The organism is Nocardia spongicola (assembly GCF_047200775.1).
Lineage (GTDB): Bacteria > Actinomycetota > Actinomycetes > Mycobacteriales > Mycobacteriaceae > Nocardia.
Window position 1 is genome coordinate 32,547 of sequence record NZ_JBJZOO010000012.1, and the last position, 14,985, is coordinate 47,531.

Genomic DNA, 14,985 nt, shown 5'->3' on the forward strand with positions numbered 1-14,985 from the left:
CCACAATGGGAAAGTTGGCGCTACCAGCCTAATGGGCCGAGGCCAGTGGTTATCGACGTGGTGAGCGCGGCTCGGGCGCCGCGGGCCGGATCCCCCGGCTCGGCTCGCCGCTACGCTGCTCAGCGCATTGCGCGGGGTGGAGCCGACGCGGTCAACGGATATCGCTGTCGATGAGCAGAGACCCGCTGCCGGAGCTGATCAGCCGAAGCGTGGCAGGCCTGCTGCGGCCGCCATAGGTGACACTGGCCACACTGACGTCCACCGAACCATCCGAATTGGCACCGAAACCATCCCCGGCCACATCCACGGTATTGAAAGCCGTGACCCGATTCTGTGTCCAATACTCCTGGAATGCCTGCTGACTGCCGTAGACCTGCTGGGCAGCCGGGGTCAGCTGGCGCCAGGCATCGGCGAGCCGCAAGTAGGTGAGATTGTTGTAGAAGTCCACCACGCGATCGATGGACTGCCGGACATCCACAGTGCCGACACTCTCTGTCTGCCCCACCGAAGGGGCGGAGGTGGTTGTGCTGCCTCCGCTCGGCGCCGAGGTGGTCACCGAAGGCGGACCGCTCTGCGCGGCGGGAGGGGACGGAGACCCGCCCGAGCTCAGCGCGATGACCCCGGCGACCACTGCGATGATGCCGCCACCCGCCGCGCCGATCAGCACCGCGCGCCGTTTGCCGCCCGGCGGTCGCCGCGCCGGTTCCGGGCGCGGCTGCGCCATGGTGCGCGGATGCGCCGCGGTGGCGGAGCGGGCCGGTACCTGGCGAGGCTGCCGTTCGGTCGGCGGATAGGGCGTGGGCGACGCGGCAGTGGGACGCGGCGCGCGCGTCGCCGATTCGGCCCTGCCCGCACCCCGCCTGGCGAAGGCCTCGCTGGCCGGAACGAAGCCCGCGGCGACCGGAGCGGCACCGGCATCGGCGAGCGCGGCGAGCTGATCACGCGCCATACGCATACTCGGCCGTTCCGCCGGATCGGGACTGAGCAGAGCGAGCAGGAAATCCGTCGCCGGACCGGCGTTACGTGGCTCACTCAGCTGACCGTTGGCAGCGGCGTAGAGCACTGCGAGCGGATTGGACCCCCCACCGTAAGGTGGTTCACCCTCCAGTGCGTGGAACAGCGTGGCACCGAGAGCGAATACATCCGACGCGGGCGAGGGGCCGGAACCACGGGCGACCTCCGGCGCGAGATAGGCGGCCGTACCACAGATCAGCCCGGTCTCGGTGAGCGTTACATCGCCGGTCGCGCGAGAGATACCGAAGTCGGTGATCTTTACCGTACCGTGATCATCGAGCAGAACATTGCCCGGTTTCACATCACGATGGATGATGCCGGCCTGGTGCGCGGCGATCAGCGCCGAAGCGACCTGCTCACCGATCCGTGCGACCTGGGTCAGTGGCAGGGTGCCCTGGGCCGCGATCACCGCGGCGAGGCTCTTGGACTGTAAATACTCCATCACCAGGCAGGGATCGCCCTCATGCTCGGTGATGTCGAATACAACGATCGCGTTCGGATGCTGGAAGCGGGCCGCGTTGCGAGCTTCCCGTATCGCACGTTGGCGCACCATAGCGCGCTCGGACTCGGGCAGGCTCGGCTGGATATGGATCTGCTTGACGGCCACGGAACGCTGCAGGCGCTCGTCGACGGCACGCCAGACCACACCCGTGCCGCCGCTACCAATCCGCTCGACCAGGCGGTAATGTTCCGCGATCAACTGACCGGTATCGATGGCGCCTACTCCGAACCTTCTCGAAATCGTGACATCCCGCATATTGATTACTCACGCGGTCCGGGGATGAGTGTAGCGGGCGCCGGAATGTTCGCACGCCTCAGCCGGACCTTGTGCCGAGCGCGGCTCGCCCGAACGGGCCATCAGAACACAAACAGCCGCGACATGCAATGTTCACTATACTCATCACGTTCACCAGGTGCACCAACGGCACCATTTTCACCACCGACACCACAGGCACCGTATGCACCACGGGTACCGACCCGCGTACATCACTGCGGCACTCGCCGCACCAGATGGCGCACAGCGCACATAGCGCATATCCGGCGCTCCACCGTGTGCCCTCACGCCGCGCATTTGGCGTCCGGTGGGGCGGATGGTGCGGTGACGACACCCCGCGCGACATCGACGAGGTAATCACGATCCGGGCCATCCACCGGCTCGGTCCCGAGCAGCAGGCGCTCGACGACGCAGCCGCCTTCGAAGAAGGCCGGGCCGATGCTGTGATCACCTGGGACCACCCGCCCATCCAGATCCCGACCGGTGACAACGGTGTACATCGAAGTGGGTTTGCCCGCGATACGCAGCCCGGCGCGCATCCGCATACCGGCGGTGTACGGCACCACCTCATCGGCGACACCGTGGATGAGGAAGGCACGGCGCATATCCATCCGATCGGCCAAGAGCATGGGCGAGCGTTCGGCGTAGGCCGCAGGGCAGGCCGTGGGCGGGCATCCACCGGCATCGCGCTCGATCTGCTCTGGAAGCGCCGGATCGATAGCGGCCCCGTGCAGCCACATCGTGAAATCGTCGGCGGGACCGTACGTGTCCACCCAATAGTCGAACATCCCGCGCGGGCCGTATGCCACCGCGAGACCGCTCGTGATACCGCCTTGGCTCCAGCCCCACAGCACCGTCCGGCTGATCGTGCGATGAGTGTCCCGGTACCAGGCGGTCGCGGCGACGATATCGTGCCAGCCCGCCCAGAGGTTCCACTCTCCCGTGCGCCATACGCTGTGCGCCGAGCGCAGGTCCATCGCCAGCACGGGGGTGACGGTACGGCTCGCGATCGCGGACAGATACTCGGCGAAGTCCGCCGATGACCCCGCATGCCCGTGCACCGCGACCACGAGCGCCTGCGCGGTCACATCACCTGCGGCGCACCGGTAGGGCTCGTAGACCCGGCCGGTCGCGGTCTCGCCGTCGACGGTCAGCGCCACCGGTCGCACCACCACCCCGGCAGTGCAGCCCGGTTGCGCCGAAACCTGTTTCGGCACAGCCGATGTGGTCAGCAATACGCTCACCAGGGCACAGCACACCACGATCACCGGATACCAGCGCCTCATCCCCGGATGATGACATGCGCACCAGGCGCGTTCTTCGGCCGATCCGTTTGCGCGCAGGTTACGGTTCGCCTGTGCGTTCGATTACTGTGGCCGAACGCCGGGCCCGATTGGCGGTGCGGCACCGGCTCGCGCTGCCCTACCGGTCCACGGCGGTCACCGAGATCGCCGGATCACCGGCGGCGCTGCACGCGACCGCTCCGGCCACCGTCTTCCTTTCGGTCGCGGCCCGCGGCGACGGTCTCACCCCTCGGATGTCGAACAAGCCCTCTATCACGACCGTTTGCTGCTGCGCATGCTGGCGATGCGCCGCACCATGTTCGTCGCACCGCTGGAACGCGAACTCACCACCAGATCGGTACACCCTCGCCGCCGAACCAAGATCGCCACAGCACGGTTGCGGTGTCGACAACACATGCAGACGTGAGTTATCGCTCGTCGCGTAACCACTGCGCGGCGGTCAACACATCGGCATCAGCGTCGGTGAGATCGATATCGAACACCTCGACGAGCATCTTGGGCAACTCGGTCGGGCGCAGTTCCCGCGTCTCACTCGTGCCGTCGGGATACTGCGTGACGAACTCGGTGCCGTCCAGCACATAGTGCACGTCTGGATGGAAACGCTGCACATACGGCCTCGTGGTGAAGGGCGACCGTGGCGAGGTGGACACGAAATGATTGCCGACGACGAAGTCGATGCGGTACTGCGGGTTCAGAGTGAAGCTGTGGCGGTCGACCCAGCCTTCGGTGCCGAACTGGTGCAACACCCACAGCTCGGAGTCCAGCTCCCCGAGCGTACGCTCCAGCCGGAACTGCCACCCTCCCGCCTCGAACACACCGGTGTCGGAGGACAGTTCGAACGGCACGAGCGGGCCTGAGCCGAAACCGACATCACACAACCAGATCCGGTCGTCCTCGGCAGTGGTCACACGCAGTAGTGCGTGGGTAGCAGGTCGTAATCCAGCGCGTGCGCCCATGTTCACCCGACCGCTGAGGCCGGTGACACCGAACCCCAACCGCTCCAATGCCGCCGCGAACAACACGACATGCTCGTGGCAGTAGCCGCCTCGCCTGCGCCGAACAATCTTGGCCTGCAACGCAGCCAGATCCAGGTCGATCGAGCGGCCGAGAATGATTTCCAGGTTTTCGAATGGGATCGACGTGGTGTGCGTCCGTACCAATTCGTGCAGCGTCGCCACGGTAGCGACGTGCTCGCCATCGAAGCCGATTCGGGTCAGATAGGCGTCCAGGTCTAGATCCGCACTGCCCCAGTGGTAGGCCGGGTCGGTCGGCTTGCTCATCACTACCTCGCTTCATCATCGTTTCTCGCGAGAGCAGTATCGAACCCCAAGTCCACTCGAGGTCAACAAGCCATCCCTGGAGCCGACTGTCTGCCGGACGTTACGGGTCGCTCTTACATGTCCAAGCCGAGATCGAGGACTCGGACCGAGTGGGTGAGCGCGCCGACGGCGAGATAGTCGACACCGGTACGGGCGTAGTCGGTGGCGGTATCGAGGCTCAGGCCACCGGAGGATTCCAGTTTCGTCTGTGGGGCCACGGCATTGCGGCGCTGCACGGCTGCCTGGGTCTGCCAGAGCGGAAAATTGTCCAGCAGAACGAGTTCTACATTCTCAGCGAGCACGGCATCGAGTTGTTCGAGACTATCGACTTCGACCTCGCAGGTGATATCGGGAGCAGCGGCCCGGACCGCCTGCAGGGCCGCAACCACCGACCCTGCGGCAACCACATGGTTGTCCTTGATCAGTGCGGCATCACCGAGACCCATACGGTGATTGTGGCCACCACCGACCCGGACGGCGTACTTCTGCACGGCGCGCAGTCCGGGCAGGGTCTTGCGGCTGTCCCGGATCCGGCAGCGGGTACCCGCGACCGCGTCGACCCAGGCGGCCGTCGTGGTCGCGATACCGGACAGATGACAGACCAGATTGAGCATGGTGCGCTCCGCGGTGAGCAGGCCGCGGGTCGGCGCTGTCACGGTAAGCACCGGCTGTCCCGGCACCACCCTGGCCCCGTCGGCGACCCGGTCGAGGATCTCGTAGCCTTCGGCGCCGATCACCTCGTCGAGCACCAGCAACCCGGCGTCGAGGCCTGCCACTGTCCCCTGCTGCCGCGACACCACAGAGGCCCGCACCACCGCATCGGCGGGCACGGTGGCCAGCGTGGTGATATCCGGACCGTAGCGCAGGTCCTCTTCCAGCGCCGCGCGGATGATCCGCAGCACCTCGCCGCGCTCCAGTCCGGCGTTCAGTGTCATCGAAGTCATCGGAAGCATTCCTCTCCGGCCGGGCTGTCGGGTGGACGGCGCGTGGCACTGTCACAGGCCCGGCTCAGCGCCTTGGCTCAAGGGGTGGGTAGTTGTGCGTATTCGGGGACGCCGTCACCGTTCAGGCGGACCGGGATACTGCGGCGGAACTCGGGCCGGGAGTCCGGATGATCCGACCGAGTATGACAACCGCGACTTTCGGTGCGGGCGAGGGCGGCCAGCAACAGGACACGCGCGGTGAGGGTGAGCGCGGCATCCGCTGTCTCGGTGACCGAAAGGGCGCCTGCGCCGCGCGGGTCATGCGGGGAGACGACATCATCGAGCTGTTTGAGCGCTCCTGCCAGACCGGCGCCGTCGCGGACCACCGAAGCATGCGCGGTCATCACGCGCTGCACCACCGTGCGGTCGGCGCGCTCGACACCGCGCACCGGGATCTCGGTCACCTCGGCCGGTGTGTCGCACCGCTCGACCGCGGCGACCCCGGCGCGCTCGCCGACCACCAGCCCCTCTAGCAAACTGTTGGAAGCCAGCCGATTGGCCCCGTGCAAGCCGGTGCGAGCGACCTCACCCGCCGCGTACAGGCCGGGCACCCCGGTACGACCATGTATATCGGTGACGATTCCGCCGCACTGATAGTGCGCTGCCGGTGCGACCGGGATCAGTTCCGTGCCCGGATCGATGCCCGCGGCCAGACACGACGCGGTGATCGTCGGGAATCGTTGCGCGAAACCGTCGATCGAGCGCGCGTCCAGATAGACATGCTCGGTACCCAACGCCCGCATGCGCACCGCGATGGCACGCGAGACCACATCACGTGGCGCGAGATCACCGCGGGAATGCACCCCCTCGGTCGGCGAATTGCCTTCGGTGTCGAGCAATATCGCGCCTTCGCCACGCACCGCTTCGCTGATCAGCGGCCTTCGCCCCACACCACCAGGGGTGTACAGCACGGTCGGGTGGAACTGCACGAATTCGAGGTCGGCGACGGTCGCACCCGCCCACAACCCGAGCGCGATGCCGTCGGCGGTAGCTCCGGGCGGGTTGGTGCTGAGCGCGTACAGCTGGCCGAGCCCGCCGGTGGCCAGCAGCACCGCGGGCGCGTGGATAACGCCGATGCCCTGATCCGACAACACGACCACACCGCATACGCCCTTCGGCCCGGTGATGATCTGCTCGGCCGCGGCGCCGAACAGCACCGGCAGACCGGCCTGGTTCAGGGCCCGCTGTATCTCAGCGCCGGTGGCATCGCCGCCTGCGTGGATGATCCGGCGAGTACTGTGCCCGCCCTCACGAGTCCGTGAGATCCGGCCGTCGCGACCGAGATCGAATACCGCGCCCAGATCGGTCAGCGCGTCTACCGCCGCCTGACCGCCCTCGACGATGGAACGCACGGCGTCCACCGCACACAGCCCGGCGCCCGCTGCCACCGTATCGTGCACATGCGAGTCGACCGAGTCCCCATGCGGTGCGACAACGGCGATACCGCCCTGCGCGTACTGCGTCGATGTATCGGTCGGCCCGCCCTTGCTCAGCGTGAGCACCCGCAGACCACGCAGCGATGCCGCGCGGGAAGCGGTAAGGCCTGCCACGCCACCGCCGATAACGACCAGATCGGCTGCCGCCTCCCAACCAGGCGAGACTCCGGTGCTCATCGATGCGCGCCGGAGCTCATTCGCCGCCGCCGGGATTGCCGATCGCGATCATCCGCTGCACCGAATTTCGTCCGAGCGCGGCGGTTTCCGGATCGACATGGACCTCGTCACGGCCCTCGACCAGGCAGCGAAGCAGCGCTGCCGGGGTGATCATCTTCATGTACTTGCACGAGGCCCGGTCGTTCACGGCTTGGAAGTCGACACCGGGGGCTGCCTTGCGCAGCTGATGCAGCATGCCGACCTCGGTGGCCACCAGCACCTGATTCGATGTCGCAGCCTTGGCCGCATCGATCATGCCGCCGGTGGACAGGATGTGTACCCGCTCGGCCGGGAACGCACCCTCACCCGCCAGGTACAGCGCCGAAGTGGCACAGCCGCATTCGGGGTGCACGAACAGCTCCGCATCCGGATGGGTACGCGCCTGTTCGGTCAGCTCATCGCCGTTGATCCCCGCGTGCACATGGCATTCTCCCGCCCAGATGTGCATATTCGCCCGGCCCGTCACCCGCTTGACATGCGCGCCGAGGAACTGGTCCGGCAGGAACAGCACCTCGCGGTCCGGATCGATCGATTCGACCACGTCGACCGCATTGGAGGAGGTGCAGCAGATATCGGTGAGCGCCTTGACTTCGGCGGTGGTGTTCACATACGAGACGACCACCGCGTTCGGGTGCTCGGCTTTCCAGGCGCGCAACTCCTCGGCTGTAATGGAATCCGCCAGCGAACAGCCTGCCCGCTGGTCCGGAATGAGAACCGTCTTCGCCGGGCTGAGAATTTTGGCGGTTTCGGCCATGAAGTGCACACCGCAGAACACGATGGTGTCTTCCGGCGCCTCGGCCGCGATCCGGGACAGTGCGAGCGAATCGCCGACATGATCGGCCACGTCCTGGATCGCGGGTAGCTGATAGTTGTGCGCGAGAATGGTCGCGTTGCGCTGTGCGGCCAGTCGCTTGACCTCCTGCGCCCATTCCGGTGTCGCCTCGACCCCGGCGAACCCGGAGGGTCCGTCGAACACCTGCCCCATCAGCGGGGGCGCCAGTTTCGCACCCGTCATCGCCATGGCTGGCTCCCTTCCTCGTGCGAAACGACTGCACCGCCGATTCGCACCAAATCCGGTTTTCGACTTATAATCGAAAACTATGCCCCATGGTAGCACCATTCACGAATCGCTCACCGCGGTGTTCCAAGTTCGCCACTTCCCGGTCGATATCACCGCAGGTCGAAGCCAGGAAGGACGCACGGAAGGGATACGGCGGGCCGATGAGCGGACCGAACTCGCGGTGTTGTTATGGGAACGCGCGCTCGACCCGCAGAAAGGCACCTGGTCGCTGCCCGGCGGTCGGTTGCGCGATGACGAGGATCTCGATACCTCCGCGCGTCGCCAGCTCGCCGAGAAGGTCGATGTGCGCGAACTGACCCATCTCGAGCAACTCTCGGTATTCAGCGCCCCGGATCGGGTACCGAGCCCACGCCGGATCGCCTCGGCCTATCTCGGCCTGGTACCGCTGACCGCCGACCCCAAACTACCCTCGGATACCACCTGGCATCCGGTTTCCGCGCTGCCGGAGATGTCCTTCGATCACGGCACGGTAGTCGACCACGCCCGCACCCGCCTGGTCTCCAAACTGTCGTACACCAACATCGCCTTCGCGCTGGCGCCGGACCGGTTCACCATGTCGACATTGCGCGAAATATATTGCGCGGCATTGGGATATGAGGTGGATACGACAAATCTGCAGCGAGTTCTCACCCGCCGCAAGGTGATCAGCCCCACCGGTGCTACGACCGCACCAGGACGCGCGGGCGGCCGCCCCGCCGCGGTCTACCGCTTCACCGACTCCGAACTGCGGGTGACCGACGAATTCGCGGCGCTGCGTCCGCCGAGCTGAGCCGATCGTTGGCAGTCGCACTGCGATGCGGTACCCACGGTCGAGGCTGCCCCGATCCGCATGGCGCCGTGCGTCATCCGACCTCGGCGATACTGCGAGCCCGGCGCACATCGCACCGCCTCACAGGGTCTCGGCGACCGATCGTTCGACCTCGAGCCAGTCGATCGTGTGCCGAACCCACTCCGGGGCAGGCTGTTGCTGCATACCGAACAAGAACAGATGTGGCACCAGACCGCGTAGGGCGATATGAACGTCGAGGCGGTCATCGATCATGTGCGTAATCCCCAATTCCGCGCAGTGGATCGCCTTATCGGCGCGAGCACGGCAGAACCGGATATGGTCGCGGGGAATTCCGGTGCGGTCGAAGAACTCGTGGTAATCCAGCCATTTCCTGGTGCGGCGCTCGACCTCCTCGCCACACTTCGAGATGATCCAGGCGTCCCCGAAGCGCGGCACCAGCCGGGCCAGCACATCGAAGGCATGGTCACTGGGTGGAGTTCGCAGCGCTTCGCCGGGGCCGCCGGAAAGGAACGTCGTATCCTCGGCACCCGGTTCGAGGGCAGCGCCCTGAATGACCCGGCCGAAATCGACACCGAGCCGTTGCGGTGAAACATTTTTCATCACTCAGCAACATAGACCATGAAACAGCATTGCTACCAGCGACTTTCGGCGTTAGATGCGGTGTCGATAACCACTCTGCCCGTGTATCGGCACCGGATCAGGCGGTGTTCATCTGCGGATCAGGTGGCGGCGCGTCGGTCCGCCGCGCCAATCTACGGCCCGCCCAGAACGCCAGTTCCACCATCCAGAACAGGATGAGGAACACGGTGACTACGACCGCGGGGACAGCGAGGAAGAGCACCGAAGGCACAGCCACCAGAACGAATCGGGCGATATCCGCGATACTCGCGCCACGCAATCCGTGCGCCGCGCGCACCGCCGCCCACATCATCCAACGACGCGGCATCGATACCCCGAGTTCACGCATGCTCCGCCGGAAGATACCGTCGGCGGCGGCCACGCTCACCACCTGTGAACGCAACAGATAGTCGTGCAGAATCGCCGCGCGCGTATAGATGCCGTACCGCGGAATCAGCCAGACCAACGCGCGCGGCACCGAAGCGAAGTCGGTGCGAAACCCGACGGGCACCACGAATTCCTCGGTGGCGCCCCGATAGATCAGCGGCTCGGTCACCCGCCAGAATTCGGCGTCGATGCCCTCGACAACCGGCCCGATACCAACGAAACTCACGGCCTGTTCCTTCCCCACCCATTACCTGTTTCCCCATGGTAGGGCGGCGCGGATAGCCCTTTGCTGTCGCCACGGCAACAGTTCGGACACCACGTCAGGGGCGTGGCCGGAACTCCGGCAGCGAATGTTCTTCGGCGACAGGCCGGTAACCGGACCCTGGCAGTTCTCCCTCTGGCGCGGTGTCACCGGAGAGCGGGAGAATACCTGTGGCGCTACGGGATTCACCACCGTTCCCGAACGCTCGGCGGCCGGTGCCGAGATCCTCCGATGCGCTCAACGCGGCGAGGAACAGTATGACGAAGGATGCGATCAGCGGTTGCACGATCAGAGCGCTCACGCTGACCATCGTGGACAGTTCGCTCACCTTGGCCGTCACCTCAGGCCGATCGATCACGATGTCCACGATGCGCAGTTCGCTCACCTTGCCTATCACCGCAGGCAGATCGATCACACTGTCCACGGTGGGCAACTCGACGATCTGGCCGACCGGCGGGTTGTGCGGACGCGGATGCAACCACTTGGCAACCTGTTCACCGACTCCGGCCATCGCCAGCGCTCCCAGCCCCGAGCCGATCAACAGTCCGAGCTGTACCAGTGGCCCGCGCATCGAGCGCCACCGCCATACCGCCACAGCCGAGAGCAGACCGGACACCGCACCGATGAGCACGAACAACGCCAACGCATCGAACTGATGCAGGCTCTCGCCGGTCAGTGTGGCGCCGCGTCCCGGCCGGAGCACCAGCAGTTGCTGGGTCGGCGCCAGAAAACCCCAGCCCACACCGGCGATCGCGCTGACAACCAGCACCACGATGGCGACCACCGTCGCGGCACGTACCTCTCGACGAACCCACCGCGACGGCGACGCCGCTGCCGAAGTCACTAGCGGCGTTCCAGCTGCGCCGAGTCGAGTACCCCGTGCCGGGAGCATTTCGCCCACCAGCCATCCGGACTGACCTGCACGATCATGCGACGGCCGCAGTCTACGCAGAACCGCGGCGGCTCCAGACCCAACGCGGCAGCCGCGGGGACCGCGTCATCGAGCCCCGGCACGATCCGCTTGCCGGTGAACGGGTTGTAGCGCTCATCCATATCCATGACAGTACTCACGGCCGGAGCCTCGTGTACCACATCGCTCCCGGTCAGAGGGTTTCGTTGAGTGCCTTGATCGGCATCTTCAGTTCACCGAGCAGATCCAGATCCCGCTCCGCCGGCCTGCCGAGGGTGGTCAGGTAGTTCCCGACGATAACGGCATTGATGCCGCCGAGGATGCCTTGTTCGGCACCGAGGTCGCCAAGGGTGATCTCCCGGCCACCCGCGAAACGCAGCATAGTGCGCGGCAGCGCGAGCCGGAACGCGGCAACAGCTCGCAGCGCCTCGGCGGCGGGCAGTACCTCGAGATCACCGAACGGGGTGCCAGGACGCGGGTTCAGGAAGTTCAGCGGTACCTCATCGGGCTCCAGCTCGGCCAGGTTCGCGGCGAACTCGGCACGCTGCTCCAGGGTTTCCCCCATACCGAGAATGCCGCCACAGCACACCTCCATGCCCGCTTCGCGGACCATCCGCAAGGTGTCCCAGCGCTCGGCCCAGGAATGCGTGGTGACCACGTTCGGGAAGTAGGAGCGGGCGGTCTCCAGATTGTGGTTGTAGCGGTGCACACCCATGGCGGCGAGCTGGTCGACCTGCTCCTGGGTGAGCATGCCCAGCGAACAGGCGACCTGGATGTCGACCTCGTTACGGATCGCCTCGACGCCGGCGGCTACCTGGGCCATCAGCCGCTCGTCCGGACCACGGACGGCGGCAACGATGCAGAATTCGGTGGCACCGGTCTTCGCGGTCTGCTTGGCGGCCTCGACCAAACTGGGGATGTCCAGCCAGGCGGCGCGCACCGGTGACTGGAACAGACCCGACTGCGAGCAGAAGTGGCAGTCTTCGGGACAGCCGCCGGTCTTGAGGCTGATGATGCCCTCGACCTCGACCTCGGGGCCACACCACTTCATGCGCACCTCATGGGCCAAAGCCAGAAGTTCTTCCAGCCGGTCGTCATCGAGCCGGAGCACCTCGAGGGTCTGGTCCTGATCCAGTCCGACACCACGCTCCAGCACCTGCTCGCGGGCGATCGACAGGATGTCCGGCGCCGGGACAGGAGCCTGCGGCGCTGCGGAGTCGACTGGGGCCTGGGTCACTGCACGCATCCCTTCGTCCGGCCGAGGTGGCCGTGCAACTTGAACACCGTTCAGGCTAGGGTAGCAACCAGAGTGAGTCAAAACACGCGGAAGGGTTTCCAGTGCAGCTGCACCGGGCGGACGTGATCGACGGGGCCATCGCGATTCTGGACCAGTACGGCCTCGCCGACCTCACGATGCGCAGGCTGGCCGGATCCCTTCAGGTCCAGCCGGGCGCGCTGTACTGGCATTTCCCCAATAAGCAGGCATTACTCGGCGCGGTCGCGGACACGATTCTCGCCCCCATGTCCGACCCGATCGAGGCAAGCGACTGGTCCGGACAGATCACCGAATTGGCGCATCGGCTGCGTGACTGCCTGCTGACCTACCGTGACGGCGCCGAACTGGTCTCGGCGACCTACGCCTCCAGGCTCACCACGAACAAGGGACGAGAGCGCATGGTGAGCGCGATGATCCGTGCGGGTATGCCACGGCAGGAGGCCGAACTCGCGGCATTCACCCTGCTGTACTACGTCCTCGGCCAGACCGTGGACGAGCAGTCCAGAATGCAGATGGACTCGGCAGGCGCGCTTCCCGATGCCACGGCCCCGCTGGAACTGACCCCCGATGCCACAGCACGGTTCGACTTCGGTCTGCGCGTCTTCGTCGCCGGGGTACGCCATCTGCTCGGTACCGGCGCCCGCTGACCACACCCCGGTCAGCGGGGAGGCGCCGCTACGACCAGCTCCCTCACCTGCTGCTGATAACGCTGGATGAACGGCAGAATCTGCTGCTCGATCAGCCTGTTGTACTCGTCGGGCCGTTGCCTCGGATTGGCGTGCCCGATGTTGCGCGCGAGCACGACCAGCAACGTGCCGTTCACCCCGCCGGACTGCTCGATCAGTACCCGATGGGAATACTCGACATCGACCACCCGGTCACGCCCAGGATCGCGTGGCCGGATGAACACAATGGCCGGACGCGGCTTCCGGCCCGCGCGTTCGGCCAATGCCCGTAAATCGTCGTAGGCACCGCCCGCGACGATGGCGGTGAATTGGGACTCGATCAGGCCGTTGCTCGCGGCCTCGGTGGAGAAGATCTTCTCCCGCATCACCTCGGCCAGCGCGTCTCGCGCGACGCCGAACCGAATACCGGGCACTCCATGGCCGCGGTCGAGGAAACGGTCCCGACGCGCGGAGGTCTCCACGATCAGCCGCAACAGGCGGCTCTCCCTCGCCCCTGGCAACCAACCCATCCAACGCAGCATCTCCTCGCCACGACCTCGACTCTCCGGACGAACCGCGTCCAGGTCCATCGGCGTGCAATCCAGGATCACGCCGACCATTCTGCGATCGCTGTCCAGATGGATATGCGCGGCGACCTCCAGCGCGATCACACCCCCCATGCTGTGCCCGACCAACACCACATTCGTCAACCCGGACGACTCCGCGGCTCGGATGATCAGATCGGCGATCACCTTGGTGTCGATACCGCGGTTGTCGTACCGGATCGCCCACACCATGCCCATCGTGCGCAGCGCGGGCAACGCCGCGGCGGTGTCACTGGCGTCCAAGCCACCGAGCCCCACGAGATCCACCACGACGGTGTCCCAGTTCTTCGGATCGAGTGGCGGCGCGACCGGAAGGATGGCCGGGACAGTGCGCGCCAACCGCACCTGTTCCGGCACAACGTCATACTTCCAATACTGCGCGAACAGTACGAGTCCGGCCAGCAGCAGGACAACGGTGCGCAGCAACGTCATCCTGGTGCGCCGCAAGGTCTTCCACCCGTGCCCGAGGCGAGTGTCCCGTAGCCGGGCCCGGCGCCGCGCGTCATTCCAGTCGGAGACGGTAGACGGGTGCCTTTCGACCAAGGGCGACACCCATTCCACTGTAAGCACCCACGCCTGGAGTCGCTACGACCACGGGATCGGTGCTACCGCCCGAGCTGGGCGCGGAATCAGCCGAAAGGCGACCAGTGGGGGCTGAACCAGCCAGGGGCAGCGGCCGTGAACCGAGCCCGATCCCAGCCACCTGCCCCAGCCGGCACCGCGCCGACCAAGTCGACACCGGTGACTCTGGGAAGGTCGGTCCGGTTGCACTCGGCAGCCAGATCCGGCTCGGCGGGCCATGCGCCGAATACCAAACCGGTACACCGCACACCCGCCGAAGACAGTGCGCGAGTGGTCAGTTCGGTGTGGTTGAGCGTACCGAGCCAGGGCGCGGTGACCAGCAGGACCGGCGCTCGGAGTCGCTGTGCGAGATCCAGCAGCGTGAAGTCGCCCAGGCGCACCAACAACCCACCCGCACCCTCGACGAGAACGAGATCGGCGTCGGTCAAGGCCTCGACGGCAGCGGTGGTCTCGGCCAGCGTCAGCTCCGGCAGCCCGGCGCGCCTGGCGGCGGTATCCGGCGCCAGCGGATCCGGATACCGGGCGAGTTCGACCGTCCGGGTAACACCGGACAGTCGCTGGATCTCCGCGAGATCGCCGGGTGCGCCGACCTCGACACCGGTTTGCCCCGGCTTGCACACCGCTACCGACCGCCCCTCCCCCGCCGCTATAGCAGCGAGAGCCGCGGTGACGACAGTTTTACCGACATCGGTGGAGGTTCCGGTGATCAACAGAATGGTCATATATCTCCTCGAGCCCGACCGCTCACGCTGTACCCAACCC

The 14,985-nt window shown here is 66.1% G+C and carries 15 protein-coding genes; 2 read left to right on the forward strand and 13 right to left on the reverse strand.

Features of this window, described 5'->3' with window-relative positions; genetic code table 11:
• Positions 1 to 151: 151 nt before the first annotated feature.
• From ACL02S_RS18880 to nadA, 6 genes are all read right to left on the reverse strand, one after another.
• Positions 152 to 1,771 carry a serine/threonine-protein kinase gene (locus tag ACL02S_RS18880; RefSeq protein ID WP_412803772.1) on the reverse strand — a complete coding sequence of 540 codons (1,620 nt, stop codon included), beginning with the start codon at positions 1,769 to 1,771 and terminating at the stop codon, positions 152 to 154.
• A gap of 302 nt (positions 1,772 to 2,073) precedes the next feature.
• Positions 2,074 to 3,075: an alpha/beta hydrolase family protein gene (locus ACL02S_RS18885; protein ID WP_412803773.1), complete on the reverse strand. Its 1,002-nt coding sequence runs from the start codon at positions 3,073 to 3,075 to the stop codon at positions 2,074 to 2,076.
• Between the two features lie 425 nt (positions 3,076 to 3,500).
• The gene (locus tag ACL02S_RS18890) at positions 3,501 to 4,373 is read right to left on the reverse strand and encodes an arylamine N-acetyltransferase family protein (RefSeq protein WP_412803774.1); all 873 of its coding nucleotides are present in this window, start codon (positions 4,371 to 4,373) and stop codon (positions 3,501 to 3,503) included.
• Between the two features lie 113 nt (positions 4,374 to 4,486).
• Positions 4,487 to 5,356: a carboxylating nicotinate-nucleotide diphosphorylase gene (gene nadC, locus ACL02S_RS18895; RefSeq protein ID WP_412803775.1), complete on the reverse strand. Its 870-nt coding sequence runs from the start codon at positions 5,354 to 5,356 to the stop codon at positions 4,487 to 4,489.
• A gap of 77 nt (positions 5,357 to 5,433) precedes the next feature.
• Positions 5,434 to 7,008 (reverse strand): L-aspartate oxidase, encoded by a 1,575-nt coding sequence (locus tag ACL02S_RS18900; RefSeq protein WP_412803776.1) that lies wholly within the window; start codon positions 7,006 to 7,008, stop codon positions 5,434 to 5,436.
• A gap of 16 nt (positions 7,009 to 7,024) precedes the next feature.
• A complete protein-coding gene (gene nadA / locus ACL02S_RS18905) occupies positions 7,025 to 8,068 on the reverse strand; it encodes a quinolinate synthase NadA (RefSeq protein ID WP_412803777.1) in 1,044 nt (347 codons plus the stop codon).
• A 79-nt stretch (positions 8,069 to 8,147) separates the two neighbouring features.
• Here nadA and ACL02S_RS18910 point away from each other — a divergent pair, with 79 nt between their 5' ends.
• The gene (locus tag ACL02S_RS18910; protein ID WP_412803778.1) at positions 8,148 to 8,897 is read left to right on the forward strand and encodes an NUDIX hydrolase; all 750 of its coding nucleotides are present in this window, start codon (positions 8,148 to 8,150) and stop codon (positions 8,895 to 8,897) included.
• 120 nt (positions 8,898 to 9,017) lie between these two features.
• Here the strand turns inward: ACL02S_RS18910 and ACL02S_RS18915 are convergent, their stop codons facing one another.
• From ACL02S_RS18915 to bioB, 5 genes are all read right to left on the reverse strand, one after another.
• Complete coding sequence (locus tag ACL02S_RS18915) at positions 9,018 to 9,518, reverse strand: hypothetical protein (RefSeq protein ID WP_412803779.1); 501 nt, start codon at positions 9,516 to 9,518, stop codon at positions 9,018 to 9,020.
• Between the two features lie 97 nt (positions 9,519 to 9,615).
• Positions 9,616 to 10,149, reverse strand: coding sequence for a DUF1353 domain-containing protein (locus ACL02S_RS18920; protein WP_412803780.1), 534 nt, complete (start codon positions 10,147 to 10,149; stop codon positions 9,616 to 9,618).
• A gap of 94 nt (positions 10,150 to 10,243) precedes the next feature.
• Positions 10,244 to 11,029, reverse strand: coding sequence for a DUF2567 domain-containing protein (locus tag ACL02S_RS18925; protein ID WP_412803781.1), 786 nt, complete (start codon positions 11,027 to 11,029; stop codon positions 10,244 to 10,246).
• Positions 11,029 to 11,238 (reverse strand): biotin synthase auxiliary protein BsaP, encoded by a 210-nt coding sequence (gene bsaP / locus ACL02S_RS18930; protein ID WP_412803848.1) that lies wholly within the window; start codon positions 11,236 to 11,238, stop codon positions 11,029 to 11,031. The genes ACL02S_RS18925 and bsaP overlap by 1 nt, the downstream gene beginning before the upstream one ends.
• Positions 11,239 to 11,288: 50 nt before the next feature.
• Positions 11,289 to 12,332, reverse strand: a complete 1,044-nt coding sequence (gene bioB, locus ACL02S_RS18935; protein ID WP_412803782.1) for a biotin synthase BioB — start codon at positions 12,330 to 12,332, stop codon at positions 11,289 to 11,291.
• Between the two features lie 101 nt (positions 12,333 to 12,433).
• Between bioB and ACL02S_RS18940 the strand changes: the two genes are divergently transcribed.
• Positions 12,434 to 13,018: a TetR/AcrR family transcriptional regulator C-terminal domain-containing protein gene (locus ACL02S_RS18940; protein WP_412803783.1), complete on the forward strand. Its 585-nt coding sequence runs from the start codon at positions 12,434 to 12,436 to the stop codon at positions 13,016 to 13,018.
• Between the two features lie 11 nt (positions 13,019 to 13,029).
• Here ACL02S_RS18940 and ACL02S_RS18945 read toward each other — a convergent pair whose 3' ends face one another.
• Together ACL02S_RS18945 and bioD are read right to left on the reverse strand one after the other, a co-directional pair.
• On the reverse strand, positions 13,030 to 14,193 hold the full coding sequence (locus ACL02S_RS18945) for an alpha/beta fold hydrolase (RefSeq protein ID WP_412803784.1): 1,164 nt from the start codon (positions 14,191 to 14,193) through the stop codon (positions 13,030 to 13,032).
• A gap of 77 nt (positions 14,194 to 14,270) precedes the next feature.
• Positions 14,271 to 14,945: a dethiobiotin synthase gene (bioD, locus tag ACL02S_RS18950; RefSeq protein ID WP_412803785.1), complete on the reverse strand. Its 675-nt coding sequence runs from the start codon at positions 14,943 to 14,945 to the stop codon at positions 14,271 to 14,273.
• Positions 14,946 to 14,985 lie beyond the last annotated feature (40 nt).

Coding starts and splice junctions, on each gene's coding strand:
- ACL02S_RS18880 (WP_412803772.1), bottom strand. CDS start 1,771: ATGCGGGATGTCACGATTTCGAGAAGGTTCGGAGTAGGCGCCATCGAT.
- nadC (WP_412803775.1), bottom strand. CDS start 5,356: ATGACTTCGATGACACTGAACGCCGGACTGGAGCGCGGCGAGGTGCTG.
- ACL02S_RS18885 (WP_412803773.1), bottom strand. CDS start 3,075: ATGAGGCGCTGGTATCCGGTGATCGTGGTGTGCTGTGCCCTGGTGAGC.
- ACL02S_RS18910 (WP_412803778.1), top strand. CDS start 8,148: ATGCCCCATGGTAGCACCATTCACGAATCGCTCACCGCGGTGTTCCAA.
- ACL02S_RS18915 (WP_412803779.1), bottom strand. CDS start 9,518: ATGAAAAATGTTTCACCGCAACGGCTCGGTGTCGATTTCGGCCGGGTC.
- bioD (WP_412803785.1), bottom strand. CDS start 14,945: ATGACCATTCTGTTGATCACCGGAACCTCCACCGATGTCGGTAAAACT.
- bsaP (WP_412803848.1), bottom strand. CDS start 11,238: ATGGATGAGCGCTACAACCCGTTCACCGGCAAGCGGATCGTGCCGGGG.
- nadA (WP_412803777.1), bottom strand. CDS start 8,068: ATGGCGATGACGGGTGCGAAACTGGCGCCCCCGCTGATGGGGCAGGTG.
- ACL02S_RS18900 (WP_412803776.1), bottom strand. CDS start 7,008: ATGAGCACCGGAGTCTCGCCTGGTTGGGAGGCGGCAGCCGATCTGGTC.
- ACL02S_RS18890 (WP_412803774.1), bottom strand. CDS start 4,373: ATGAGCAAGCCGACCGACCCGGCCTACCACTGGGGCAGTGCGGATCTA.